The organism is Methanosarcina sp. WWM596, from assembly GCF_000969965.1.
Classification (GTDB): Archaea; Halobacteriota; Methanosarcinia; order Methanosarcinales; family Methanosarcinaceae; genus Methanosarcina.
The window spans coordinates 1,570,857-1,597,494 of the sequence record NZ_CP009503.1 but is presented as its reverse complement, the minus strand read 5'-3'; the positions used below and the strand labels follow the sequence as shown (position 1 = coordinate 1,597,494).

Sequence of the window (26,638 nt, the reverse complement as noted above, 5' to 3'; positions counted from 1 at the left end):
TACCGTAAATTCGGTACCTTGCCGGTCAGAGGTTTGTTATAGTATGTTGACCAGTAATTTATCCTGAAATCAGCGCTTACTGGTTATCCGTGCCAGCAGCAGCTTGTTAGTATTAAAATAGTCAGTATTAGTCTTGTCAGTATTAGTATTGTCAGTATTAGTATTGTCACCACTTATTGGATAGCAATTTATCAAGAGTTGTTGGTCAGCCGCAGTATAGAGCTTGAATCGACGACTTTTACTTCAGTTTATTTTTCATCAGGGAGACTCCCATATGATAAAGGAAATCACTGCCAAATACAATGCAGAACAAATAGAAAAAAAAGTAACGCAGTTCTGGGAAGACAGCGATGCCTACCGGAAAACCCGGGAGCACCGCAAAACCGGAAAAAGGCTTTTTTTTGTTGACGGGCCCCCATACACTACAGGCCATATCCATCTGGGGACTGCCTGGAATAAGATCATTAAAGATTCTATTCTCCGCTATTACTCCATGAATAACCGCAACATCCTTGAGCGTCCTGGCTGGGACATGCACGGTCTGCCTATCGAGGTCAGGGTCGAAGGCTTGCTTGGTTTCAAGTCAAAGAAGGATATCGAGAGCTTCGGAGTAGAGAATTTCATTGAGAAATGCAAGGAATTTGCCCTCACGCAGAAACAGGCAATGACTGAGCAGTTCCAGAAGCTTGGGGTTTGGATGCAGTGGGAAGAACCCTATATGACCCTAAAAGATGACTACATTGAAGCTGCCTGGTGGACCCTCAAGCAGGCCAATGAAAAAGACCTCCTTGATGTGGGCAAACGTGTAGTCAACTGGTGTCCCCGCTGTGAAACCGCGATTGCCGACTCAGAAGTTGAGTACTCGGACAGGACCGATCCGTCCATCTATGTCAAGTTCAAGGTCAAGGGAGAGGAAAATACCTTCATAGTGATCTGGACCACAACCCCCTGGACCATCCCCTCGAACATCGCCGTTGCGGTCCACCCGTCCTTTGAATATGCAAAGTTCAGGGCAGTCCGCCAGGATGGAAAAGAAGAAATCCTGATCGCAGCCACACCCCTCATTGAAAACGTGCTCCGGAAGGGCAGGTACACGAATTACAAAATCCTTGAGACCATGCTCGGGGAAGACGTCGCAGGCCTGGAATACGAGAGCCCCCTTGCGGACCTGATCCCGCGCCAGGCTGAATTCAAGCACAATGTCTACGAAGCCGAATACGTAACCGCAGAAAACACCGGCTGTGTGCACATTGCCCCTGGGCACGGTATGGATGACTTTAATGTAGGAGTCAAAAACGGCCTGCCAATTTTCTGCCCCGTAGGCCCGAGCGGTTCCTATACCGAGGAAGCCGGTAAGTATGCGGGCATGAACATAAGAGACGCAAACGCTGTTGTCATTGAGGACCTCCTGGAGCGCGACAGGCTCCTTGCCGAGGGGACCGTGACCCACCGTTACGGGCACTGTTGGCGCTGTAAGACTCCTATCATCTACCTGGCAACCGAACAATGGTTCCTCAAAATTACCGATCTTAAAGAAAAAATGCTCGAGGAAATCGATGCCGTTGACTGGTACCCCGATTGGGCAGGTTCAGCCCGTTTCAGGACCTGGGTTGAAGGTGCCAGGGATTGGTGCATCTCCAGACAGAGATACTGGGGGATTCCAATCCCGGTCTGGAAATGCAGGAAATGCGGAAAGCTTGAAGTAATAGGGACAAAAGCCGAACTGCTGGAAAAAGCCGGAATAGAAAGCGATATCGAACTGCACCGCCCCTACGTAGACAAAGTCACTGTTCCGTGTGAGTGCGGAGGAGAGAAAAAGCGGGTTGAAGACGTTTTTGATGTCTGGTTCGACTCGGCTGTTGCTTCCTGGGCAACCCTGAAGTTCCCGCAGACACAGGATCAGTTTGATGAATGGTGGCCTGCTGACTTTATTACCGAAGGGCATGACCAAACCCGTGGCTGGTTCTATTCCCAGCTCGGAGCAAGTATGGTTGGCTTTGGGCGGGCGCCTTATAAGAGTGTGCTCATGCACGGCTTTACTCTTGACGCAGGCGGAAAGAAGATGTCAAAGAGCCTTGGAAATGTAATTTCCCCTCTGGACATCATCGATAGATTCGGAGCAGATACCCTGAGAGCCTACGTGCTTTCATCAAGTGCGCCCTGGGATGACCTGAAGTTCAACATAGAAGAGATAGAAACTGTCCACCGTTCAATTAACATCCTCTGGAACGTTTTCAGGTTCCCACTTCCGTATATGGCGCTTGACAAATTTGACCCGCTGAAGGTCAACCTGGACTCTGTAAAAGATGCTCTGCGGGAAGAAGACAGGTGGATTCTTTCAAGAGCCCTGTCCGTGGTAAAAGCTGTAGATGAAGCCATGAGCGGGTACCTGCTGCATAAAGCAGTCCGTGATATCCTGGAGTTTGCCCTCGAAGACCTCTCACGCTGGTATATCCAGCTTATCCGCCCGAGGACCTGGACCGAAGCTGACGACCCGGACAAGCTTGCAGCTTACTGTGTGCTTTACGAGGTCTATGTAACCATCACAAAACTGATCTCCCCCTTCATGCCTTACCTGGCTGAGGAGATGTACCAGAACCTGATCCGGAATGTGGACCCGAAAGCCCCCGAATCCGTGCACATGTGCGACTGGCCGAAGGTCAACGAAGCCTATCTTGACCCTGAGCTTGAAGCAGCCATGAGCACTGTCCGCTCGATTGTGGAAGCCGCCTCAAACGCCCGCCAGAAGGCAGGAAGAAAACTCAGGTGGCCCATTTCCAGAATTATTATCTCCCCTGAAAGCGAGGATGCAGCAAAGGCAGTTGACAGGCTGCGCTCAGTCCTTATGGACCAGACCAATTCCAAAGCCATTGTGCTTACTGATGTTGGTGAGAGCTGGGATGAACTCGGGCTTGAGGTTATCCCTGACCCGGGCAAGATCGGGCCGGTCTTCAAGAAGGATGCCGGAAAGGTTATCCCTGCCCTGCAGAAAGTCGAGGGTTTTGCCTTAAAGAAAGCCTTTGCCGAAACCGGGGAATTCGAGCTCTCCCTGGCCGATGGAACCACTGTTATGGTTACCCCTGAAATGGCAAACTACAAAGAAACTCTGCCCGAAGGCACAGCTGTCGCGGAATCCGATGCAGGCCTTGTTTATGTGGACGCAAATCTCACCCCCGAACTCGAAGCTGAAGGATACGCAAGGGAAGTCATCCGCAGGCTGCAGGACATGCGGAAGGAACTCGACCTTGTTGTGGATGAAGACATCCATGCCTCTGTCCGGATCGAAGACGAAAGAGTCTTAATGCTCGTTGAAACCCTGAAAGACCTGATTGGAGAAGAAGTTAGAGCAAATGTCTTTGACCTGGGCAGCGGTGTCGAGGTTTCCGGAGCCCTTGTAAAGGACTGGGATGTCGAAGGCATTGCCATGAAAATGGGAATTGCGAAGAAATTACTCCGCAATTAAGTTTAGAAACGAAACTCAGTAAGAAAATCTAAGTTCAGAAGCGAAAAACAGGAAAGGAGTGATTCATACGGATTTTGCTGCCTGGGAGCCTATCTATGAACGAATTTTAGAGGACTTCGGGTTCGACCGTACAGGTGATGAAGAGGCAGCCAGATTCCTTTCCCAAAAACTGACTGTGAAAAACACTGTGGAGCTTTCCGAACTTAAAGATATGATATCAGGAAAGCCCGTTCTTGTCTGTGGAAATGCTCCAGGACTCAGAAACGAGCTTTTGAGGCTCGACCTTTCTGCTTTTGTGATAATTGCAGCTGATGGAGCAGCCGCTATCCTTATGGAACTGGAACGTGTGCCTGAAGTCATCTGTACCGACCTTGACGGCAATTCTGAAGCGGATATCGAGAAAGAGATTCTCGCCTGTTCCAGGGGCTCAATAGTCCTTATTCACGCCCATGGGGATAATAGGGATAAGCTGAAAAAATACGTGCCTCGATTCACGAGTTTTATTGCAACTACCCAGGCCAGACCCTTTGATCGAGTATACAACTTCGGCGGGTTCAGTGATGGAGACCGCTGCGTTTTTATAGCCCGGGAATTCGGGGCTAAAAGTATCAAGCTGGCTGGATTTGATTTTGAAGACCCTCTGGTGAATCCAATTAAGAAAAAGAAGCTTAATTGGGCTAAAGAATTAATCGGGATGCTGGGGATTTGAAGGGCTAAACTGCTATACGGATGGTAAGGTGAGAGGGACTGACAAATTAAAATATTTCTTTTAATATAATTGTTCAAAAATTTTTCTCCGGGAGAGAAGCATACTTATAACTAAAAATAAGTAAGTTACAACGATTATAAATAGAGAGAGTTTTTCTTCTTTTCAGTTATATTAGTAGGCCTTAGAGCTTTAGATCAAATTTTAATATGCGTTTTACCCTTAATTTTTCCTGAACTCTCTTACTTTGCCCTTGTTTGTAGAAAAGAGGGATAAAAGCTTTATTCTAGTGGCACACTACCAAATTTATAACTTATAATTTAAATATATAAGTTGGCCTCTTTATTCCCACGGATTTCTTTCAGATTTTCAAGGGCTATTTAATGGTAAGTATTGATAATTCTGTTGATTTTATATATGTTACGAATATATTTTTATTTATACTCTGAGGCAATTAAAATTCAGTCTGTGAGCCATTAAATGGAGATTAATGGCCAGACTGGTTTCTAAAAATAATTGCCATGAGTGTAGTCTTGGTGTTGGGGGTTGATAGAGAATTTGATTGGAGAAATCTATACCATTGGAAGATTATTCTAAGTTCACAAAACTCTATTCTTTTCAAATGACGTACAGGAATAATACAAGACAATTGCAATAGAAGACAAGTAAAAAAAGAATATACAAAAATCTGGAGGGAAACATAATGGGATATTTTACTCTCTACTATTCTAACTACAAAGTAGTTTATGAACGTACCAAACTCTACATGAGAGCTCGCTGGTGAAAAATAAAGTTGAAAGTGGGTTAACAATAACTGTATAAAAATGTACAGGAATTTATGAAACAAGTAAAAAAAGAATATACAAAAATCTGGAGGGAAACATAATGGGATATTTTACTCTCTACTATTCTAACTACAAAGTAGTTTATGAACGCACCAAACTCTACATGAGAGCTCGCTGGTGAAAAATAAAGCTGAAAGTGGGTTAACAATAACTGTATAAAAATGTACAGGAATATATGAAACAAGTGAGTAAAGAATATACTAAAATCTGGAGGAATATATAATGGGATATTTTACTCTCTACTATTCTAACTACAAAGTAGTTTATGAACGCACCAAACTCTACATGAGAGCTCGCTGGTGAAAAATAAAGCTGAAAGTGGGTTAACAATAACTGTATAAAAATGTACAGGAATATATGAAACAAGTGAGTAAAGAATATACTAAAATCTGGAGGAATATATAATGGGATACTTTACTTTATACTACAGCAGAGTAGTCTTCTATTATGAGTGCACCAAACTCTATATTGGAGCCTGCTGGTGGTAAATACACCGGGTGTAGATCAATATTAGCCACTTAGACTGAAAAGAAATTGTTTCCCTGGCCATCTTTTCAAAATGTAATGATAATTATGGATTCTTTATATCTTGAATTGATGGCTATTGGTCCTTACTTTTTATAAGTTGACAGCTACACATTCTTTTTTAAGGGTTCCTGGTGTGACCATCCTGGTAGTTACTGCCGTTAAAACCCTTATTTTTCGTGTTTCTTTATCTGTTCTGTTTCTTTATCTGTTCTGTTTCTTTATCTGTTCTGTTTCTTTATCTGTTCTGTTTCTTTATCTGTTCTGTTTCTTTATCTGTTCTTTTTCTGTCTTTCTTCTACTAGTTAGAGATTTATAATGGAAGTATTATACTTAACTATTATAATTTTTTCTTTTTTCAATTTGCTGGATTTTATTTAAAAGCATGCATAAATCAAATAATCAGGTATGAAAAAGCAGAGCTGGAAAATGAAATGGAACGAATCGAAAACTTTTTTATCCCATCCTTCACTTCTATAGGAACATATTTTCTGAAGAAAAAGGCTGAAGTTTTAATGTTTAATATTTGAAAGTGTTATTATGTTTTTTCAGCAAAATTAGCCATTTTTAGGAATTTTAGATGAATTTAGTCACAAAATATAGATTATTTATCGTTTAAAGCTTTATTTCTTGCCTAAATAATTAATTAAAGACTAAATGCCCTGATGTTATAGGGAGTTTTTAAGAATTATAATTTTAAATTAATAAAAAAGTAAACCTGCAATTTCAGCCGGGTATTTGTTAGGATTTTCGAAGACTATTTAATGTTAAGAACTATTTATTCTATTCTTTTTATATAATTTATTATTTATTATTTAAATTATAGGCTTTCAGGCAATTAAAATCAAATCTGCTCCTCTCCAAATGAAATCAGTATGAAGAATGGTTTTAAAAATTGCCGGAAGTACGATATATATTGGAGGTTGATAAAGGAGTTTGGGGGGTTTATCGACAGGTACACACAATTGGTACACACAATTAAAAGTACATAAATTTAATTTTAAAGAATTTATTTTCTTCAATATGCAACTATGAACATGAAAAGATTAAGGTAAATACACGGAGGTAAGTAAAATGTGTTGTGGATTTAACTACTTTGGATGCGGCAGAGGTTGGAACCTCGGATGGCTTGGTGGCCTTGGTGGCTATGGCGGAGGCTATGGCTACGGTGGTGGCTGTGGCTGCGGCGGTGGTTGGTGGCGCAGGCGCTGGCACAGACGTTGTTGCTAACTACTGAGAAAACAACTAAAACTTAAAAAATAGGGAGGTAAGTAAAATGTGTTGTGGATTTAACTACTTTGGATGCGGCAGAGGTTGGAACCTCGGATGGCTTGGTGGCCTTGGTGGCTATGGCGGAGGCTATGGCTACGGTGGTGGCTGTGGCTGCGGCGGTGGTTGGTGGCGCAGGCGCTGGCACAGACGTTGTTGCTAACTACTGAGCCAGAAAACAACTAAAACTTAAAAAATAGAATTCATAGTCATCTCTTCAAGTATAGGAAACAATTTCTTCAAGTGGAAACAATTTCTTCAAGTATAGAGACAATTTCCAGGAAATCGTCTTTTTTGAATTGATGGCTATGTATGTTTATTCTTCTAAATTTAACAGTTGTTAGATTTAATTTTAAAGAATTTATTTTCTTAAATATGCAACTATGAACATGAAAAGATTAAGGTAAATACACGGAGGTAAGTAAAATGTGTTGTGGATTTAACTACTTTGGATGCGGCAGAGGTTGGAACCTCGGATGGCTTGGTGGCCTTGGTGGCTATGGCGGAGGCTATGGCTACGGTGGTGGCTGCGGCTGCGGCGGTGGTTGGTGGCGCAGGCGCTGGCACAGACGTTGTTGCTAACTACTGAGAAAACAACTAAAACTTAAAAAATAGAATTCATAGTCATCTCTTCAAGTATAGGAGACAATTTCCAGGAAATCGTCTTTTTTGAATTGATGGCTATGTATGTTTATTCTTCTAAATTTAGCAGTTGTAAATTTTAAATTTTGTTTTCAGGAATTCCAGTATAGGTATAAGACGGCTTACTCCATTTGAGCTTCTTATTCACTTTTCTTTCATTGTTCCATTCTGGAAGTGTTCGATACTTTCAGCTTAAATGCGATCTCTGCAAGATTTTTGCTCATTTTTAAATCATGACCGACTGTATATATTTTTAATGATCGCACCGGCTACTTTAAAATGGTCACTGTAGAGGATTATTATCTTGACCAGGCCGAAACAGAAGTTATTAATTGTTTTTGTTATGATGCAACGGCAGTTGATTGTGTGTTCTTACTTTATTTATATTTTTGAACTAATTAAAAACAATCCCTTACTCCAAATACTGGATTTCAGCCGTATATTTGTCCAGATTTTCGGAGACTATCAAATGATTAGAACAATTTATTCTAGTCATTTTATATAATCAGTAGTTATTATTGGTATTATTATTATTTGCATATACTCTCTGGCAATTAAAATCAAATCTGATACTCTCCAAATGAAAATCAGAAATGAAAATCAGCACGGGGAGGTTTTAAAAATTGCCAGGAGTGCAATACTTATTGGGGGTTGATAAAGGGGTTTAAATCGACAGATATACACCTTTGAAAGTATAGAAATTAAATTATAAAGAAATTGTTATTTTTAATATGCAAGCATGAGTATGAAAATGATGAAAAAAATACACGGAGGTAATTAAAATGTGTTGTGGATATAACTACTTTGGATACGGCAGGAACTTATGGAGTCGCTGTGGAGGCTGGTTTGCAGGCTACGGTGGTGGCTGCGGTTGCGGCGGAGGCGGCTGGGGAGGCTATGGCGGCGGCTGTCGCAGCCGGATAATGATCATGGTCTTACGAAGATGCGGTTGTGGCTGCGGTAGTGGCTGCTAACTACTGAGTCCAAAAACAACTAAAACTTAAAAAATATAGTTTATAGTCATCTATTCAAATATAAGAGACAATTTCCAAGGAATCATCTCTTTTTGAATTGATGGCTATGCAGTTTTATTTCTTTTAATTCGAGCACTCCGGGTGTATTACAGATAATCCGAATGAAGAGAATAATTTTTATTTTGTCTTTTCAGCATACACAACTATTCCTATTACTGCTGCAATTGCCCATAAAATGCCTGTGAAAGGAATGCTTTTCGTATCTGAGGATGAGTTTGAATCTACCGGCTGCTTCTCTGCTATCCCTGTATTTTCGGTCTGGTTTTCTTCCTGCCATTTTCCCTGAGCTTTCAGCTCTTCAATTACAGCATCCCTGTGTCCGATAGGGTGTTCTCCGGGAAAGCCCACAGATACGCTGAAAAGCTGTTTCTTGGGATCTTCATCCTTTACATGAGGGGCACAGTTTCGTTAAGGGTGAACTCTGCCTGGTCCTCAGTCCAGACATATTTCCCAGTTTCAGTTTTCTCATAAAATCCTCCTGTATTATATTCCGGATTTAGTTATCTTTTTTTTGGACATATTTCATTTTTAATTTCCTGTTTATTATTCATTCGTCTTTTATTTCTATAATATAGTATATTTATGCTTATTTAATCTGAAGATTTATTTAAACTGTTTATTGTCACATATTGACCATTGGAGGAATAAGCAGCTCTTAAAGGGTCAAGAAGATGACTTGAGAAATGAACAATGATAAATAAGGTTGAGAAAAGCCATTTCAGCTCCCAGACTCTTATGGGAATGCTAATAAAATAGGACCTCAACAAATTTAATATATTTAATTGAAGACAAATATAATTACTCAATGACAAATATAATTATTTGATGACATGGGGTGTTGCAAAATGAAGAAGGGAAAATGTCCAAAATGCGGGAGCGAAAATCTCGATATAGGCCATATAATTGGAGAACGTATAGGTTATGAGTCTGATAGCGAATGTTATTTTACCGGGCCCATGCGCGAATTTAAAGTGCATGTTTGTTTAGATTGCGGACATGCCGAATTTTATGTGGATGTAGTAAATCAAAAATAAGCTGAAAAACAGTTCAGAATTCGGCAGAAATAGTGGAAAGGCTAAAAACAGCTGGCAAACAGATGTATGTATCCCTGTATCGCATAAGATTGAGGCGTGTCATACGATACATTATGAGGCATCAGTCTGGACAGATGCGACCTCATCAAACCTGTCTTGCCTTTCCACCGCATCTAATATAAGGCTTTTAGCCTTACTCTACCACTTTCTAATCATCTATTGCCCAATATTCTTGCAGTCCTTCGCTCATCTATGAAACGACCAGCTCATATAACGCCAGGATGGAGTGATGATCATAAAGATAGCGAAGAACTTGTTCATGTATTTCTTTACCACAGAAATACAAAGTATGATTGACTTTTATTATTATAAATAATTTTCCGGACACCTTTTATAGAATGCAGCGTAAAACCCCCGAGTCTTTCGTTTAGGGGTTTTATGCTTTTTCATATAAAGAAAAAGTATTTTGTGTGTGTAAGATACGGAAGACAGAAAACGATATATGAGCCTGAAAAGGATTAAGAGTTCCGGATAGGTTCCGGAAAATCAATAAAACTATATATTTTTGTCACACCGACATATGTAAAAGATTATCCAAGTATAATCGCATTCAATCAACCTTGTCCTGTTATGTAATCTATTTAAAAAAAATTATTTTTAATCTTAAAACTTCTACATTGTTATTATCAAATATGAGGCAATTTTATTTTATTTGCCGAAATTTAAATTGGTTTGCAGCCAAAAAAGTATTTTTCCTCCAGTAGATGTCAAGGAAATCACATTACTTCACCACTCATCACCCGTTAAATTAGAAATACTACTTTATTTTTGCTTTTTTAAGAATCACACACATTCAACTTTTTTCAGGACATGTAGTCTCTGCCAGAAAAACTATATAGTTTTACCACCCAAACTATCTTGATCATATGCAAAGACTCAAAATTCTTTCCCTGGTTCTTGACCACAAAATCTTTTTCCAAAGCCCCTCTAATCTAATCCTGCGCAACATTCCAGTATCCCCCTGCCTGGACGGGCGTGAGATCAATTTGATTTATGGTCCGCTACACTCGGGCAAGACTTCCTTCTTAAAGTATGTAGCAAGTCTTGTGCATGGAGGGAAGGTTTACATTAATTTTGGACACAGCAGGTTTGAAGAATTAGAACCTGAATGTTTTCAGGAAATTGAGGAAATTGCGACTGAAGTTTACACAAAAACGAATGAAAATGAAAAAGAACCTTATGAAGCCCCGGATGCAGAAGGAGCTGTCTACTATTTCCTTGATGAAATTCATAATGTCCCCGGTTGGGAAAGCTGGGTTGACAGGCTTAATAGAAAAGGAGCAAGGGTCTTTGTAACCTCTTCTTCCGCAAATATCCTGAGTCAGGAGGTTACTTCACTCTTTGCAGACAGAAACAGGATCCTCAAACTTTTACCTTTTTCCTTTAAAGAATACCTGACTCTAAAAGGGCTCAGGGTCCCAAAGCCTAACTTTCTCACACCTTCCAGATGCGATGAAATGCTGTGCCTGTTCCTGCATTATTTCGACAATGGCGGCTATCCTGGCGTAATAAAAGATAGAAATCCCACACTTTCCCGGAAGTATTTTGAGGAAACCCTGCAGACCGGGGTTATTGCCAGGCATAATATTCAGGACGCAGAAGGACTGAAAAGACTTGCAGTATTCCTTATCTCAAACATGGCATCGGAATACTCACTTGACACACTGAAAAAAGTGAGTGGGATAGATAACGAGGATACTATCCGCAACTACCTTGACTATCTGGAAGAGGCTTTTTTGTTGTACAGGACTCCCATGTTTAACCACTTATCTGAAAACGGGAAAGAAAAAGATGTCCCATGCAAAGTTTATGCCGGAGATACGGGTTTCTTCAAGACCGTATATCCCAATTATCCGGACAGCCTGGGATTAAGGTTTGAAAACCTTGTGTTTCTTGAACTGCTCAGGCAGGGCAAGCAGGTCTCATATTTCCGGGACAGGAGAGAATGTGATTTCCTTATAATCGAAACAGATAGCCAGGCTGTTAAGGCTGCGATTCAGGTCTCGGTCTACTTCGGAAGCCCGGCAGTAAGAGAACGGGAGGTTCTCGGACTTATGGCAGCCATGGAAGAATACGGGCTTAACGAGGGGCTTATCCTTACCATGGACGATGAAGGAGTCATGGAGATCTCGGGCAAAGACGGGGAAAAGAAAAGAATAATTATTAATTCTGTATGGAAGTGGATGCTGGAATAATCAGTCAATCCCTCTTCATCCTGATTTTACACTCCTTATTTTTCTTCGATTCTTACTTTTCTTCGATTCTTACTTTTCTTCGATTCTTATTTTTCTGCTGCTTTATTTTCTGCTACTATTATTTTTCTTTAGTTTCTATTCTCTGTTATTAAGGACTGATTACTGATAGAATAAATAAAAGCAGGAGCTGAAAGATTGCCTCCGGCTCCATGGTTGATATTCTAGTATTAGAAACCCCATCCCGGCTATTGAGTTCGTTTATATCTACGTACGAAGGCAGGTTCAAGCGAAGCGCGGCGCGTGAAAAGAAAGAACAAGAGATGCTATTCTCGGCCATTATGAAGTAATACCAACCAATTAATCAGGTTATACTCCATTAAAAGGTCGATGTTTTTGAATAAAAAAACATTGGCTCGAAATTTAGAACTCTTACCCGTACAACATTATTCGCTCTACCACCCGAATTGCGATTCGCCCGAGTTTCGCTTCGGGATCACAGAAAATCGAAGATTTTCTGGGAGTTGCACTGCAAGTGCAACAGCACGAGGTCCTTTTCGCTTCGCTCAAGGGGACTACTTTATAGGTTTTTATCAGTGAGCTTTGCTCAGGGGACTAAATTATGGATGTTTGTGAATGTTAATAATGAAATGCGCTCAAGAGGACTACTTTTTGGTTTTTAGTAGTGAGCTTTACACAAGAGGACTATTTGATGGGTTTTAGCTGAGATTCGCTCAGGAGGACTGAATTACAAATAATTCACCAGTGCAACGTTATTAGCTATATCGGGTCGTTCCTGTCACGCTCGAAGAGCGGCCATTCCGATGAAGTTAAAAAAGAAGAAAAATGGCTCTTCGCTGTTTTGTATGGGTTAAAAATTACTATATAGTTGGAAAGTTTCTGTTCCAAAAATATAAACATCGATCTTGTCTGTGATTTTATACAAGAAATGTTTTTAAATTTAATATGTGTTGCTCACAAACTGGAATATGAATATAAATTACCCACTCGAAATAGCGAAGAGCCAGAAAAATCAAAATAAAAGCGGCAGAAAAATCCTGTCGATGAATTATCCCGAAAAATAGTAAGGATGAACAAAACAGAATTACTCTATATGATAAGTAACCTTTTTCAAGTTTCTTCTGTCTTCTTCCCGTTCACTTCTTTTTCCCTTCGACTTCTTTCTTTTTTTTCAACGGACCGCCAGACAAGCTGGCGGAGGCGCCCTATATTTACCTGTGAATTAAATAACGTTCAGGGTATTGGGAAGCGTTTTTCGGGTCTGGAAGACTTTCTGAATTCCGTTTCTCTTTAAATACCAGCATGAATTAACCTGTTACTATTTTTCTCCCGGGGCAAAAGAGATGTTTTCAGTCCTATAAGACTCATAAGAAAAAACAAACGACTCCAGCTTCGGATATTCTGAATAATATCAACCAGGTAATCAAAGAACATCATTAATCAGGGAGCACCTGAAAATAAGAGAACCTGAAAATAAGAGAACCCGGAACATTCCTGTTCCGGTTGAATTTGCGGTCAGAAACTGCTACCTGGGATCGCGAAATCTCCAGGGAATGGTCCCGGACCTTCTCATGCTGAAGTTTCAGTTTTCATGCAGAACTTTCGGCTAAAACCGCTTCCTTTTCTGCAGCTTTTGTTTCTTTTGCTTCAGTTGATTTTTTTGTCTCTCTCTGGGAATAGAACCAGAGCGGAATATAGAGACAGAGTACTGAAAAACCGATTCCGGTTGTAGCCCAGCCAAGTTCGAGGCTGTTGAGGTATACAATACCCACAAGGAAGAAGGGGATATTCAAAATGGCAGTTGCCAGTGCTATGTTTTTCCAGCCTTTCGGGGCTTTAAAGGGCCTGTCCAGTTTTGAGAGTTCCGGGTCATTTCTTACCTTTACGTAGGTATAGAGGCTTATCCCATTTGCACAGATATATCCGATTGCAGAAGCTGCCAGAATTGCGGTCGGGGTCCCGAGCAGGATAAGGCCCATGTTAAACAGGGCGTCGGCAATCATTGCGTTCATAGGGTGCCCGTGGGAGTTCAATTTGCTCAGGAATGAGGGTAGGTTGCCTTCAACTGACATCGAGTAGATTGACCTTGCCGAGGAGAGGAATGCAGTCTGGATGATAAGGAGCATTGCCCCTACAAGCATGATAATTGCAATTGAAGCCCCAAGTGTGCCAAGCGTGAGGTTGGCAATAGGAAGCATCGGAGATACGGGTTCGGAAAGCACACCTTCAACTCCGAGCGTGCCTATAACCGAGGTCTGGACCAGCACATAGAGCACAAGGCAGATTCCTCCGCAGACCAGCAGCGCTTTTGGAGTGTCAGTATTCGGGTTCTTATATTCGGGGCCGTAAATTGCTGCGGTTTCCCAGGCACAGGCACTCCATTCAGCCATTGCGAAAATCCCGAAGAGGATAAGGATGTGTTTCAGATCCCAGGTCCAGTCCGTTGGGAACCAGGAGCCTGTGATGTTAGCAAGGTGGAAGTCTCCCGTAAGAAACGGGGCGATGGTAATAACGATAAGAGGAATCAGGGAAACAACAGCCAGGATGTATCCAGCCCTTGCTCCGTTCTTGAGCCCTTTTGAGTTTATAACGGCAAGAGACCCGAAAATCACAGCTCCGACCAGTAAGGAGAGCAGGGTCTCAGGAATGGCTGAAAAGGCAGGGATAAGACCCTTGAGATAACTTCCGATAAGGATTGCATAGATTGCAAGCACCGGGCTCCAGCCGAACCAGTAACTCCAGGCACTGAAACCGCCAATGAATTTCCCTAACTTAAACTTTCCTTTATTGTGTTTGTTTGAATTCGAGCCAAAAACGGTCTGTGTGTATCCTGGCAGGCCGGATGCCTTCGGAAAGACAGTTGCAAGCTCTCCGAATGCAAGGTTCTGGAAAAAGCCCAGGAAAATGGTCAGGCCCCATACAGCTATTGAAAAAGCCCAGACGTAACCTGTAAAATAGCCTATTGAGGGCAGGATCAGTAAAGGGACGCCGAGGGCAATTGCAAGCCCCTGTTTCCAGTCAATGGACCTTTCAAGTCCTTTCAAGTCACAGCTTGCTCTGTCGCATTCCTCTGCATACTGCCAGTCGATTTGAGATTTAGATTGGGGGGTATTATCTTTCAAAAAAATCACCTGTTTTCAAAATTTCTCTTTAAGAACCCGTTTCAGGCAATCTGTGCCCTGAAAGTTTCGCAGGAGTTGATCTTTATATCGAGCAGTTTTTCGATGTTCATCTTTGCAGCAATGCCCTTTGCAGCTCCTGGCACGGAGGTGATGACACCAATGTCAAGCTCTTCACGGAGTTCTCTCATGACATGTTCGTCTGAGAGGTCCAATGTTTCAACGTTAAGCTTCTTTGCCACGTACTCTTTTGCCTCCTCGATGCGCATGTTCTTTGAAAACTCCATCCTTGCAACGAGGTCGCCTGCAGCCCTGATCCCAGTCATCCCCGACGCCATTATGTGGGAAATCGGCATCCCCAGCGGGTCGCCGACCCCGATCTATATGCCGTCTACGCCGGCAATCTCAACCATTGCCTTGCTTGCTCTTGTAACCGCATCTACCGGGGGAGTTTCAAGCATGGGGATTCCGCCTACACCCATACCCATGTTCACGTGACAGGGAATTGAAGACGCTTCTACTGCCGCTTTTATGAATGTGACAGCCCGTGCCAGGTTCCAGGCTGAGGTCTTGCTTGTGTTGGTGTTGACCACGGGACCAAAGACGTTTGCACCGGCTGTTGCTGCCAGAGGTGCCTGTTCATGCGGCCAGAGTCCGGCAAGGCGAACTCCATCGTACTCCAGTTCCCCGTGCATCCCGAGCACCATTTCACCTGCCATGCCCATTTCAATATACATTTCCGGAAAATGAGCCCTCAGGACTTCAACTGCATTGAGTGTGCCGTACATATCCGCATCTCCGGCTGCTGCAGTTGTATCAAAGTTGACCCCGTCTACCCCTGAGGCAAAGAGCTTCTGCATAACCCAGACCGTATCCCTTGTAAGATGTTCGGCTGCATGTTCCATGGAATTTTTTGCCTTATCGATCTTGAAGGCTTTCATAAGGTCCCCGGGGTTTTCGAAGGGCCCGTCAGGAGTATAATAAAGCCCCATGTTTGGCATTGCCCCATAAAAGAGCGGGATGATCATGTTCTGCTGGCAGACTTCCATTGCCTGGCACTCGTTTGCGACTACGGGCTTTACCGGCTTGAAACTGTAATCAATGTGTCCGAGTTCCATTGTGTCGGCTCCAAAGGCTCTCTCATGCGTCATGCAACCCACAAGCCGACTGGAAGGAATTCCAACTCCACTGTTGCCCTGGTCTCCATCAAGCCTTATTGTGCCTATATCGTGAGTTACAGGCACTTCCATGCCATGTTCAACGCTGACGGCTTTTCCGGGCATCATAAGGATTTCTGCAAGCCTGTCGATTTCATCAGCACCAAGATCGGGGATTTCTCCAAGGTCTGCAGCGTTTCCAGAGCCGGCTTCGATTTCGCTTAAAATTTTTTCTCTGGTAAGGAAAACTCTCTTTCCATCTCCCATCCTCAGAGCATACTCAATTACCATTTTTTCCTCCTTTTTTGAACAAAACCTGTTAAATTTAAACTGAAATTTAGGGGTTCAAAGCAGGAGTTCCTTTGCCTTCTGGACAAACTTCCGGATAGGAACATCCCTGCCTATGTCGTGGACTTCAAAACCAGCAGATTGCAGCCATGGTTGAGACGATCGACTTGCCTATTTCGTGTACATCGCCTTCAACAGTCCCGTTTACAATTACTCCGGGCTTCTTTTCCCGGGTACCTGTCGGCATGCTCTCTTCGAGCAGTTTAACGCCTGCTGTCATTGCATCGGCTGCCATCATCACATGTGGCAGGAAGAGTTTCCCTCTCTCAAAGAGAATTCCTACCTGATTCATGCCTGCTGAAAGCCCTTTTTCAATGATTTCTTCCGGTGGGAGCTCAGCCTTTGCTTTTTCAACCTCTTCGAGAACTTTTTCTTGTTTACAGGAGATTACCGCATCGGCAATTTCGTGGAGCAATCCTTCAATATCTGCCATTTTATTCGGTCCCTTTTTCATCTCAAAATAACAGTGAATGGTCTCTCGGAGTTTATCGGAAGACGGTAAGTTTTTTCCTATTCAATCTATTTAACTTTTTCCTAGATTAAAGTAATAATGTTATAATGTTACGAATGTTTGAAAAAAGTAATGTAGTCCTTCGTTCTTCCAGAGAATGAGAATTTTTAAAAAAACAGGAATCCGGTTATGGTAAAAAGGAATTTATGCAGCAGGTTGCTGCCCCTTATATACATCACATTTCATTTTTACTTCTGTGTTCCCCTGTGTCTCTTTCTGATTTCCCTCGACGAAGTCCCATCGTCTTCGTATTCGTCAACCGGGATTATTTCGCAAAAATCAAGGACCTCAGGGTTTATGGACAGTTCAATTGATTTCCTGTGAAACACCATGAACCGGACATTCTTTTCTTTAAAGTGCTTTAAAATGGCGGGTGTATCTACTGTGCCGCCATAATATTTTGCGTCAAATAGTCTGTTGAAGGTATCTGCCCCGATGATGAAGGTGCTGTTCGGAAAAAGGTCGGCTTTTTGCAGGAAGAGCGGTGCGTTGGTCAGGCAAACCCCGCCCATAAAGGCTTCACCTTTGTATTTCCTCAATGAATCAAGCCTCTGGCTCAGTGAGATAAAATCTATAGGGGGCTTGTCAACGTTCGTCAAAGAGATTTCGAAGTGGACGGGCGCATTATATTCCTTCGAAGCACACATCGCCATAAATACATGATTCTTGTGACAGGGGTCAAAAGAGCCTGAGAATACGAGTTTTATTTCTTCAGGTTTTTCGGGTTTAGTCTCATTGGGCTTTATCTCTTCGGAAGCTTTTACTTCATTAAGATTGATCCTTGCCATTCCAGCTGTTTTGCAGGAACTCTCCGGGATGCAGCTCTGCTGTTTCAGGAGATTTCCTACCACCCAGGAAACGGAATCATATTTTTCAATAACTTCTTCAATTACCTCTTCTCCCTCTTTTCCTGTCCTTTTCCTTCTCTCTTCCGCGGCCCCGATCCCGTCCTGCAAATCGATTTCAGGAACGCCGCAGTGACGGGCGAGTACATTGAAAATAAGGAGAGCAGCAATCTTTTCTTCCTCTTCCCTTGTCCGATCTGCTGCCAGTTCAAGTGTGCAGACCCCTGTTTCACGGGTTGACTGGATGGCAACGTGGACCTCGTGTTTCCTGCCCTCCCGCTCGTTTGCAGCCTTAAGCTTGCAGGTTGCTCCGATTCCGATTACTTCCGGGTCTGCAGGCCCGCCGGAGCCTTTCGACAGTTCCAGGGCCCGCTGGTAAGCAACCATCGCCATCAACCTTGCAGTTTTCTCTGAGCAGTACTTTTCAGGTTTCCTGCCGAGGAACCGGTCCATTGCATCTGTACTGTATGGAACAACCGCGTCGAGTACTGTTGCAGAGCCACTGCCGTGGCGGAGCAATTCCCCGAGAATCTCGGCTCCTCCACCGGTTATTGCCAGAACGACTTTAAAGGGCGATTCGTGAACCTGGAAAATACGTTCAATAAGCACATTGTTTTTATCTGCAGCCAGATTGTCTACCATCAATCTTCTGGATACATTCAATGAGATTATAAGTATTATTATTCACGTTCAGTCATTATTCACGTTCAGCCCGTGTTAAAAAAAATAAGGTTAAGGAAAAAAATTATCTTTTTTCGATGACTCCACAGACAATCCGGGCACCACTGTTGCCGGAAGGATCAGTGAACTGGTCGTCAGGATCGGCATGGATGACCAGTGAGGTACCGTTGGCCGGAAATAGCGTGGTCTTTCCGGGTGACAGCGTCACAAGGTTAGTAGTGACGTCCATATATCCCGTACCATCCTGCCCCACGAAGAAATTGGGTAGATCACCGGCATGGGGACCTTTCGGATTGTCAAGCCCATGTTCTTTGCCCAGAGGATTATAGTGTCCGCCTGCAGAGGCAAAAGACGGTCCTGTGCAATTCGCTTTATCGTGGATGTGGATGCCGTGCAGGCCCGGTGTCAGGTTGCTAGCAAAGACCTGAATTCGAACCATGCCAAAGGCGTCCTCGGTAAAGGTGGCGAACCCTACAGTACTGCCATTCGCGTCCTTCAGAACAGCTGCAGCACTGTCTGTAGAGTTTTCCTGGGCGGAGCCCACAGTTGAAAACATCAGTACTGTCGAGATAGCCATCAGTAATATCAATCCAGTTTTCATCAGCTTATTCCCCCTTAAAAGTGACAATTTTAATGTAAAAATTTTAATGTAAAAGAAGTCTGCCTGTTAACCCATGGATGAGATGAATAATAATCTCCCATCCTGTAACTGGTCAAGTAAAATGCTCCGTCTCCCCGTTCCAGACATACTCCTGGACAAATAAACGGCAAGATAATATAAAAAAGTTATTATAATACAAAATTTATACTCTGAAGCCTAAATTAACTCAAAAAATCCCTGATCATGCGAATATTTTACCATTTTGGAAAAAGACGACTTTTTTATTAGTGACTCAAGCAAATATATCCAGGGTAATTATAAAAGGAGTTTGATCCCCTCCTTTTCAAAGACCGAAAACCCAGTCTTTTCTCCAGAATCCCTGCCATATTTACTGGAATAAATGACCTCACCCTGGTCCCGGTAGTATATTACCGAATTATAGGGCACTCGCGGGTCAAGCAACCTTTCTCCCTTATTTCCCTGAGCAGGTCTGGCACCTCTCTCCAGATCCTTTCATTGAGTACATAACGTTCCCCGTCTCTTTTTATCAGGCTTATCTTTAAGGCTTTTTTTAATAAAGCATAGACAGTACTCTTTTTCACATCCGTCTCTTCAATGATTTCATCCACAGTTTTTGCTTCAAGCAGAGAGACGAGTATAGGGATTCCGGAATCTGCCAGAACATATATCAAATTCGGGTACGAATCGACAATCCGGGTCAACCTGACCATCAAGGTGCCTCTTTTTGGGATAATTTCTCCTAATGAGAGGGCGGCAAGGTCTTTTTCTTCAAGCTTTTGCACAATTCGGTAGACGTGCTTTTCGCTTTTATTGAGAGCTTCGGCTACGGTGCTTATTGAGGTGTTGCCTTTTGCGAGTTCTGCGATGGTTTGGAGTTCGGTTCTGGAAAAATGCATTAATTCCAATAATATACGAATAGAACCTTAGTTTGACAGTATAAATTAAAGTTAGTGAGAAGCTTCGATTTTTTGTCAAAAATCAATTGACAGTATTCATAAATTTCATCAAATTGCCTCTGATTTTCCAGCTACACAATCACTATAAGGTAAATTAGTAGAGATTTTTGTCCTATTTTGGCACTTTTGGCACCTGACTTTTTGGATAGTATCTATATTTTATCTGAGATTCATGCTATCTGTCAAATTCGATACCAAAAATTTGATCAAAAATTATGAAAATAGCTATCAAGAGAAAGAGAATCATCTGTCAAATTGAATCGTAAAAAATGGGCAAAAATTTGTTGAAATAATATTACTTATTATTCCAACAGATATGAAAACAATCTTTCAACATAAAAATCAAACTGTCAAACTCAGGATAGAATATAAGTTTTCGCGTTTGGATGGAAAATCTGAGTAGGTGGTAGTTTATTCTTCGGATTAAAAATCAGTTTGTAAACAATGTTTTTGGGGAGGAAAGTCAAAAATTGGACCAACTTAATTGTCGTGACAGTGTCACGATAATCTCTTCTTCCGGGAACAAATCGGAGAAATCGATCCTCCGTCGCAGGTGCAAACAGGAGTTTGTGCAAGAAGTTCTTGCACAATTCTCTCTCAACCGACCAAAGACCCTAGATTTTTTGATTATTTCCTAGCACATGAGCTTCCGGAAGTATATCAGGATCAATTGTCTACGCAGTGCGGAGACAATTTCTTGTTTGTATTACACCTTTTTTCCTTGAGTTTTCCCTATCAATTTTCGTCATCGGGTAAACTTTTAGATCAATTGTCTACGCAGTGCGTAGACAATTAGCTCATCGAATTGTTGTATCAGTGATACGACAATTTCCTGCCCGTATTACCCCTTTTCCTTCAAGCTTCTTCTCGCAATTTTCATACGCGGCCAATAAGCAGGAGTTTGTGCAAGAAGTTCTTGCATAATTCTCTCAGCCAGACAAAGTTTTCATAATTTTTGGAGTCTTCTCCTCGCAAATGAACGACCTGAGAGTGTTCAACTCAATTGTCGCCTCACTGCGGCGACAATTCCTTTATAAATTCTCCGAAGCAGTTCAAAAACCCTCAAGCTGTGGTTTGTTGCGAAACCGGAGATGCAAGTGCTGTTGCCTTGATCTGCTCCAGTGCGGATATCAGCTCATCTATCTGGGTTGAGGTGAAGAGTCCGTCAGGCCCTTGCGTTGTAAGGTCAGTAAATGGTGATTCGTAAAGCAGTGCAGCATCCATCACACCGTGTTTTGCAAGATGGTTTATGATCAGGTTTATGAATTCGATCTGGTTTGCACTAAAAGTCTTGCCTAAGAGGAATGTGGCAAGCGCCTGTTTTGCAGCCTCCCTATCCAACCCTACCAGTGAACGTACAAAGAGGCCAAGCCCATGTGATACCTCTTTGGCACGGGCAATTTCTTCCGGGCCTCCCAATCCGCTTTCAGAGAGTATCCGCTCCAGCTCATCGAGATCAGATGCAGTTAGTGGCTCATTCATCCTGAGCTTATGAATTACGGCCTGGTCCTGATGTTCCAGAAGGAAAGCCCTTGTCTTGGCGCGAAACTTCTCGAAATCTCCGGATGCAGCAAAGCCTGGCAATTCTACGTCGGTTTCACTGCCCATTTCATCTTCAAAGTCGGTATAAATAGGCTTCCTGCGGTGTTTTTCTATCAGTTTTACCAGGTCACGGAGACGCCGTCGAAGCGTTTCCAGCATGGGAGTTGTAACGTTTTCCCACCATTCCTCGGTCTGCACATCCAGAATTAGATTCATCTGGTCACGCACCATTGGGATAGTCGTTTTTTCTTCCAGAAGCCCGGCGATATCTCTTACCTGGTTACGCAGGCGCTCAAAGGCGGGCTCGGCACGCAGTAAAGCCAGCTGCAGGTTCAGGACCAGGAGGTCAAAGCGCTTTGCTTCTTCGGCTTCCGGTTGCAGTTCCGAGGGCAGGCCTGCGACTTCATGGGAAAGTTCGGAGAGGTCTTCCCTGGACAGCTTTAGCCAGGTTTCGGGCCTGGAGTATTTCTCGACCAGCCGCCGCCTGGGACGCACTACGAAGTTGTCCAGGTTCATGGAGGCAATTTCACTGTGCAGCATTTCGGCAATCGAGTGGCGAACTTCAGCTTCTGTTTTTGGTTCACCATATATTTCCGAGGTCTCCGCGCCGACTCCGAATTCGATGTCAGCTTCAAGTTTCCTGTCCAGCTCGGAAATTAATTCAAGCCGGGATTTGAACAGACGTGTGCCAAGCGAATCACCCAGTGAACCATCGGTGGTTTCCGGGTTCTGGCTGAAGAACTCCAGGTTCTGGCAGTAATCAAAAAGATAAAAGAATTGTTTGTTCTTTCCCGGTTCAAAAAGGTCCTTACACAGCCGGGTACCGCGTCCCACCATCTGCCAAAACTTTGTCTTTGAACGCACCATTTTAAAGAAGACCAGATTCACGACCTCTGGCACATCAATTCCGGTGTCAAGCATGTCCACCGAGATGGCAATATGAGGGTTTTTTTCCTTGATCGAGAAATTATCTATCAGGCTCTGGGCGTACTCGACCTTGAAAGTGATGGCACGGGCAAACTCACCCTTGAAATGTGGATAGTTGGCATTGAACCTTTCGGCAATAAACTCCGCATGAGCCTGGTTCTTGGCAAAGAGAATGGTCTTACCCAGGCGGTCACCGCCAGCGACTTTCAACCCCCGCTCCATCAGGTGCGCCAGAACTTTGTCTACGGTGTCCTTATTAAACAGCCACTTGTTGACGGCTTCGGCTTCTACCCGGTCAGGGATTTCGCCGTCCTCGTCCCATTCTAGCTCATCCCACTGTTCCTTATCCTCATCGGAGAGTTCGTCGTAATTGATCCCCTGGCGCTGGAACTTCAGGGGCACTGAAACTGCTTGTGGAGGGACCAGAAAACCGTCTTTTACAGCTTCTTCCAGATGGTAGGCGTCGGTGGGAACACCTGTTTCGAGGTCAAAGAGGCTGTAAGTATTGCGTTCAATTTCATTTTTGGGCGTTGCTGTAAGGCCCACAAGCAGTGAATCAAAGTAGTCGAAAATCGCTTTGTATTTCTTGAAGACCGAGCGGTGCGCCTCGTCAATAATTACAAGGTCGAAATGTCCAACTCCAAAGCGGCGCTGTCCATTGCTCATCTCTTCTATCTGTTTCATCATAGTCGGATATGTCGAAACGAACACTCGCCCCTCTGTGTCCTTTTCCGTGACCAGGTTCACAGGTGCGGAGTCGGGCATGTACTTTTTGAAGGCATTTACCGCCTGGTTGACCAGAGCTACCCTATCGGCCAGGAACAGCACGCGTTTTACCCAGTTGCAGCGCATAAGCAGATCGGAGAGTGCGATCACCGTTCGGGTCTTACCGGCGCCTGTTGCCATTACTACCAGAGCTTTCCGGTCATTGTCCTGTTCAAAGGCTTCTCCGATGCGGCGGATAGAACGGGTCTGATAGTAGCGTTCAACAATGGCGGGATTTATCTCTGCCCTGGCGAGAGGTCTGCGGCTGCTGCGCCGCTGGATTAGCAGTTCCAGTTCAGGTTTTTTGTAGAAGCCCTGCACCTGCCTCGGGGGATAGCTGGAATCATCCCATATCCAGTGTTCGTACCCATTTGAGTAGAAGATCACTGGCCTCTGCTCGAATTGTTTTTCCAGGCAGTCGGCGTAGAGTTTTGCCTGCTGCTGTCCCACACGCGGATCTCTTCTGGTGCGTTTTGCTTCCACCAAGGCAAGGGGTTTTCCGTCGTCACCCCAGAGCACGTAATCTACAAAGCCGACCCCGCTTTCGTTCGGCATGCCGGATACTTCGAACTCACGGTCGCGTGGCTGGTCCAGTGTCCAGCCAGCCTCTTTAAGCAGCATATCAATGAAGAAGTCGCGGGTCTGAGCTTCGGAATAATCGTGAGTATCCGGCTGTAAGGCTGAAGCTTCCTTTGCTTTTGCAACCTCGGCCCGCAGACGTTTGAGTTCTTCGTCCAGTGAGGATTTGTCGGCCAGAAGTTCAGAGAGTTTTTCGTCCCTTTCGCGCAGGCTGGTTTCCAGGTTCTGAAGTTGCTCTATCGTCTGCTTCGGAATAGTTGTTTTTGGCAGATCTTCAGGGTTAAAGCTCAGTCCCGATTCAGGCCTCCCTTCCCTAGCATAGGTGCGTGCCAGCCAGTAGCTGATGTGGAAAAGTTCACGCACTGCTGTTATTGAATCATCCACCAGGACTGAACTGTTGCTGTGCACAGCCTGATTTCCAAGCCGGATAATGACCCGTGCTTTGTTGAAGATTGCCTCTCCCGCAGCTTTCTTGAATGTAGGTTCATGAATAAGAGCACTCAAATTATCCTGATACGGCAGGAGCAGGGAATAATCGTGCTTATACATCCACTGCACAGCCAGTTCCAGAGCCCTGCGAACGTAAAAACAGGCAGTTCGCGGGTCAGGATAAACTGCATTTGAGGCTTTTATGGCTGCCTCATACAAAGAAGGCCATTCGGCTTCGAGAAAGGCAAAATTGGTCATTAATTTCCTCCGTTCCCCATTTGTCGCTCAAAAGATTGTCGCACCAGACCCATCACATAGGGTAGCTCATCCAGCGATCTCAAGCCTACTTTTACATCACCGTTGCCCCAACACCCGATGTCTGAAACGTCCTTGCAGAGTCCTTTGGGATCGTTTATGCCAGAAAAAGGCAGATTGAGTGACAGGATCAGCCGCTTAGCTTGTGGCACCACATCCACAAAGTTAGTCTCAGCTTTGTAGGCGACATAAAGCTTGAGAAACTCCTCAGTTACACAGGGATCGAGGGCTAACACTTGCTTACGGAAGGCCTCGAACAACTCATGCATGGTTCCAGTTAGCAGGTGTGGATGGTTTTCAATTGTGTAACCAGATGCGGCAGCCTTTGGCTTGTACGCCTCAATGATATCGGTAGCCAGCTTTGGCATTGTCCATACATCAAGAGCTATTTCTGCCAGCCTACCTGCCCTTTCTTTGATAGAGTCTTCGTTCCACTGGTCGAGCTGACCAAGTCCTTTATTGAGTTTGAGCGGACTTTCCTTGAAGCCGCCCGGCATATCAGATTTCTCAGTGAAAGACCGGTCACTGTACTCAGAGTTGTAGCCAGTGAGTGTGAGGTTTCCAAGAGTATGCAGCCATGTCTCATGAATTCGTTTCCACTCCAAGCCAAGTTCCGTTTTCCAGGCTGTGGAGAGGTTCTCATTCTGTGGCATGATATGCTCGATGGTGTACTCATCTACCAGCACACGTTCTTTATGTCCGTAGTTTTCCAATCGTCTTATCCAATAACTACGGCTTCGGAAGTTGTAGAGGTCACGGATTTGCAATTCACGCCGGAATTCCTCGTCGTTTGGAAAGCGGCGATACGAAGGCAACTGAAGAAGATATACCTGGATGCTTTTGAGGTAACGATCTTTTTTGAGTGCTCTGGAAAAGGTTGCAAAGGTCTTATTCATTGAATTTGTGGGGATAGAGCAGATAGCGCGCCGGAACACGTAGGCTTCCACCAGCCGAACTGCTGCAACAAAATCTTCCCTGGACAGCACTCCGGTTGCGTAGTCGTGATACAGTTCGAGCAGGAATGGATAGGCCACATCTACCCTAAGCTCGCGTAAGTCATGGAAGGCCAGTTTCAGACCGGGATCTGTCTCTGTTCCCAGTGCCATAGCGCAGAAGTATCGAGAATATATCCGGATATCGGCTACAAGTGCTTCTACTCCTGCTTGTGCTGTTTTTTGGGAACTGGCGTGAACCTTAAACGCATCATAGACTTCCCCAATTCTGGGAATCTCCCCGGTTTTTACAGTCAAATAATGGCGCATGAATCCGTCGAACTGCTCACTGTAGGCTTCCTGTCCGAAATCCACTTCCATTGGCCGCCAGAACTGTTCATAGAGCCTTGTCTGCAGTTGCGGTTCCAGCCCCATCAGGATATAGTTGCGGATCAGGTCGGCCTGGCTGAGTTCTTTGCCGGTTGAGTTCATGCTTTCAAAAATAAGCTGTGGATTATCCTGATCGCGGTTGAGTGCGATATCAACTACTATAAGTTTGGCCAGCCCTTTACACAGAGGCATGAGATTGTCTTTACACCCAGCAATCCACGATTCAAAAAGTTTGAAATTCTCCATCACTCGCAGAGAATATTCTTTTGGCTGCTCTCTGTTGCCGACAATAGAGGTAAGCGAATCCTTATCCGTCTGCGAAAGGATAAGTTTGTAATACTTTTCTCCTTCTTCCTCCGGGTTAAGCAGATAATAATTGCGCAGTTTGCGGGGAGAAAATCCATCCAGAGGCTCACGTTTTTCCTCATCAAGTTTTTCCAGCGCTCTGGCAAGAGCTGCTATCAGCAGGGTTACTGTGGTCAGACGCTGCTGACCGTCGATTACGAGCAGAGGAGACTGATTGGTTACATGATAGATTCCTTTTTCTATGTAGACAATAGAGCCAACAAAGTGAGCTGAGATTTCATCACTACTACCTGTACGAAGAATATCATCCCATAGCTGCCTGCACTCTTTTTCAGTCCATGAGTATGTGCGCTGGTAAATAGGAATCACAAATTGGGGGGATTTTTTGAGAAAATCGAGTAATTTGGCTTCAGTAGCTTTCAC

15 protein-coding genes and 2 pseudogenes are annotated in these 26,638 nt (G+C 43.8%); 8 read left to right on the top strand and 9 right to left on the bottom strand.

Annotated features, from left to right (window positions below; translation table 11 throughout):
* Window positions 1-274 precede the first annotated feature (274 nt).
* The 6 genes from ileS to MSWHS_RS20080 all read left to right on the top strand — a co-directional run bounded on the left by ileS (window position 275) and on the right by MSWHS_RS20080 (window position 8,424).
* The gene (ileS, locus tag MSWHS_RS07040) at window positions 275-3,463 is read left to right on the top strand and encodes an isoleucine--tRNA ligase (protein WP_048127150.1); all 3,189 of its coding nucleotides are present in this window, start codon (window positions 275-277) and stop codon (window positions 3,461-3,463) included.
* 58 nt (window positions 3,464-3,521) lie between these two features.
* The gene (locus tag MSWHS_RS07035; protein WP_156148091.1) at window positions 3,522-4,172 is read left to right on the top strand and encodes a 6-hydroxymethylpterin diphosphokinase MptE-like protein; all 651 of its coding nucleotides are present in this window, start codon (window positions 3,522-3,524) and stop codon (window positions 4,170-4,172) included.
* Window positions 4,173-6,613: 2,441 nt separating this feature from the next.
* Window positions 6,614-6,769 carry a hypothetical protein gene (locus tag MSWHS_RS20095; protein WP_156151193.1) on the top strand — a complete coding sequence of 52 codons (156 nt, stop codon included), beginning with the start codon at window positions 6,614-6,616 and terminating at the stop codon, window positions 6,767-6,769.
* Between the two features lie 46 nt (window positions 6,770-6,815).
* The gene (locus MSWHS_RS20090) at window positions 6,816-6,971 is read left to right on the top strand and encodes a hypothetical protein (protein WP_156151193.1); all 156 of its coding nucleotides are present in this window, start codon (window positions 6,816-6,818) and stop codon (window positions 6,969-6,971) included.
* A 263-nt stretch (window positions 6,972-7,234) separates the two neighbouring features.
* The gene (locus MSWHS_RS20085; RefSeq protein ID WP_156151193.1) at window positions 7,235-7,390 is read left to right on the top strand and encodes a hypothetical protein; all 156 of its coding nucleotides are present in this window, start codon (window positions 7,235-7,237) and stop codon (window positions 7,388-7,390) included.
* Between the two features lie 842 nt (window positions 7,391-8,232).
* Entirely contained in the window at window positions 8,233-8,424 is a 192-nt protein-coding gene (locus MSWHS_RS20080; protein ID WP_156148088.1) for a hypothetical protein, read from the top strand.
* Window positions 8,425-8,601: 177 nt separating this feature from the next.
* Here the strand turns inward: MSWHS_RS20080 and MSWHS_RS07030 are convergent, their stop codons facing one another.
* Complete coding sequence (locus MSWHS_RS07030) at window positions 8,602-8,832, bottom strand: hypothetical protein (protein ID WP_052722640.1); 231 nt, start codon at window positions 8,830-8,832, stop codon at window positions 8,602-8,604.
* 482 nt (window positions 8,833-9,314) lie between these two features.
* Here MSWHS_RS07030 and MSWHS_RS07025 point away from each other — a divergent pair, with 482 nt between their 5' ends.
* Both MSWHS_RS07025 and MSWHS_RS07020 read left to right on the top strand, forming a co-directional pair.
* Window positions 9,315-9,518: a hypothetical protein gene (locus MSWHS_RS07025; RefSeq protein ID WP_231585625.1), complete on the top strand. Its 204-nt coding sequence runs from the start codon at window positions 9,315-9,317 to the stop codon at window positions 9,516-9,518.
* A 926-nt stretch (window positions 9,519-10,444) separates the two neighbouring features.
* Window positions 10,445-11,773, top strand: coding sequence for an ATP-binding protein (locus MSWHS_RS07020; RefSeq protein WP_048158887.1), 1,329 nt, complete (start codon window positions 10,445-10,447; stop codon window positions 11,771-11,773).
* A gap of 1,607 nt (window positions 11,774-13,380) precedes the next feature.
* On the opposite strand, the gene MSWHS_RS07010 is transcribed toward MSWHS_RS07020, so the two are convergent.
* The 8 genes and pseudogenes from MSWHS_RS07010 to MSWHS_RS06970 form a co-directional block, all read right to left on the bottom strand.
* The gene (locus MSWHS_RS07010; RefSeq protein ID WP_231585624.1) at window positions 13,381-14,913 is read right to left on the bottom strand and encodes an APC family permease; all 1,533 of its coding nucleotides are present in this window, start codon (window positions 14,911-14,913) and stop codon (window positions 13,381-13,383) included.
* Between the two features lie 41 nt (window positions 14,914-14,954).
* Window positions 14,955-16,358, bottom strand: a pseudogene (mtbB, locus tag MSWHS_RS07000) ([dimethylamine--corrinoid protein] Co-methyltransferase).
* A 63-nt stretch (window positions 16,359-16,421) separates the two neighbouring features.
* A pseudogene (locus MSWHS_RS06995) lies at window positions 16,422-16,848 on the bottom strand (B12-binding domain-containing protein); the annotation flags it as partial.
* Window positions 16,849-17,114: 266 nt separating this feature from the next.
* Window positions 17,115-18,413, bottom strand: coding sequence for a hypothetical protein (locus tag MSWHS_RS06990; RefSeq protein WP_048158886.1), 1,299 nt, complete (start codon window positions 18,411-18,413; stop codon window positions 17,115-17,117).
* 103 nt (window positions 18,414-18,516) lie between these two features.
* The gene (locus MSWHS_RS06985; RefSeq protein ID WP_231585714.1) at window positions 18,517-18,891 is read right to left on the bottom strand and encodes a superoxide dismutase family protein; all 375 of its coding nucleotides are present in this window, start codon (window positions 18,889-18,891) and stop codon (window positions 18,517-18,519) included.
* A 590-nt stretch (window positions 18,892-19,481) separates the two neighbouring features.
* Entirely contained in the window at window positions 19,482-19,970 is a 489-nt protein-coding gene (locus tag MSWHS_RS06980; RefSeq protein WP_231585623.1) for a helix-turn-helix domain-containing protein, read from the bottom strand.
* Between the two features lie 1,122 nt (window positions 19,971-21,092).
* A complete protein-coding gene (locus tag MSWHS_RS06975; protein WP_048158885.1) occupies window positions 21,093-24,530 on the bottom strand; it encodes a DEAD/DEAH box helicase family protein in 3,438 nt (1,145 codons plus the stop codon).
* A complete protein-coding gene (locus MSWHS_RS06970; protein WP_048158884.1) occupies window positions 24,530-26,638 on the bottom strand; it encodes a DUF262 domain-containing protein in 2,109 nt (702 codons plus the stop codon). The genes MSWHS_RS06975 and MSWHS_RS06970 overlap by 1 nt, the downstream gene beginning before the upstream one ends.

Coding starts and splice junctions, on each gene's coding strand:
- ileS (WP_048127150.1), top strand. CDS start 275: ATGATAAAGGAAATCACTGCCAAATACAATGCAGAACAAATAGAAAAA.
- MSWHS_RS20095 (WP_156151193.1), top strand. CDS start 6,614: ATGTGTTGTGGATTTAACTACTTTGGATGCGGCAGAGGTTGGAACCTC.
- MSWHS_RS20090 (WP_156151193.1), top strand. CDS start 6,816: ATGTGTTGTGGATTTAACTACTTTGGATGCGGCAGAGGTTGGAACCTC.
- MSWHS_RS20085 (WP_156151193.1), top strand. CDS start 7,235: ATGTGTTGTGGATTTAACTACTTTGGATGCGGCAGAGGTTGGAACCTC.
- MSWHS_RS20080 (WP_156148088.1), top strand. CDS start 8,233: ATGTGTTGTGGATATAACTACTTTGGATACGGCAGGAACTTATGGAGT.
- MSWHS_RS07025 (WP_231585625.1), top strand. CDS start 9,315: ATGGGGTGTTGCAAAATGAAGAAGGGAAAATGTCCAAAATGCGGGAGC.
- MSWHS_RS07020 (WP_048158887.1), top strand. CDS start 10,445: ATGCAAAGACTCAAAATTCTTTCCCTGGTTCTTGACCACAAAATCTTT.
- MSWHS_RS06990 (WP_048158886.1), bottom strand. CDS start 18,413: ATGGTAGACAATCTGGCTGCAGATAAAAACAATGTGCTTATTGAACGT.
- MSWHS_RS06985 (WP_231585714.1), bottom strand. CDS start 18,891: ATGGTTCGAATTCAGGTCTTTGCTAGCAACCTGACACCGGGCCTGCAC.
- MSWHS_RS06980 (WP_231585623.1), bottom strand. CDS start 19,970: ATGCATTTTTCCAGAACCGAACTCCAAACCATCGCAGAACTCGCAAAA.
- MSWHS_RS06975 (WP_048158885.1), bottom strand. CDS start 24,530: ATGACCAATTTTGCCTTTCTCGAAGCCGAATGGCCTTCTTTGTATGAG.